2 protein-coding genes are annotated in these 451 nt (G+C 69.6%); both read left to right on the plus strand.

Annotated features, from left to right (window positions below):
- A partial coding sequence (locus SB658_RS21930; protein WP_410602287.1) for a ubiquitin family protein occupies window positions 1–247 on the plus strand: 247 nt, incomplete at its 5' end.
- A gap of 16 nt (window positions 248–263) precedes the next feature.
- Window positions 264–451 (plus strand): hypothetical protein (locus SB658_RS21935; protein ID WP_410602289.1); only part of this gene is annotated, 188 nt, incomplete at its 3' end.

Genomic DNA, 451 nt, shown 5'->3' on the forward strand with positions numbered 1-451 from the left:
CGCCGAACGCGCCGAGCTGGCGCAGCTGCTGGCCGATTTCCAGCGCCGCGGCGGCAAGGTCGAAAAACTCGGCCACACGCCGCCGCGTCGGGCCAAGACCCGTCGCCAGGCCACCGTCGACGAAGCCGCCAACCGCATTGCGCGCGCCGCCGAAGCCAAGCCGCAACCCACCCCGGGCCCGAAGCCCGAACCGACGGCCCTGCCGGGCAATGGCCGTCGCCGCTCCCGCCTTCTGCCCAGCCCCTGACAGGAAACCCACCCACATGAGCCTCATCACCATCGAGACCGACGATTCGAGGATCGTCATCGACACCGTCAAGCCCATCGTTTCGACGCTGGAGACCACCATCGACTTTCCGCGCCCTGGTGCGGACACTTGGCTGCCGGGCGAAGCACTCGCTGTGCCGCGGCAAGGCAACCGCTTCACGAAGGTCGCCGCCGACGGCACCTG

It is taken from the genome of Bacillus sp. SIMBA_008 (genome assembly GCF_046535495.1).
GTDB lineage: Bacteria > Bacillota > Bacilli > Bacillales > Bacillaceae > Bacillus > Bacillus subtilis.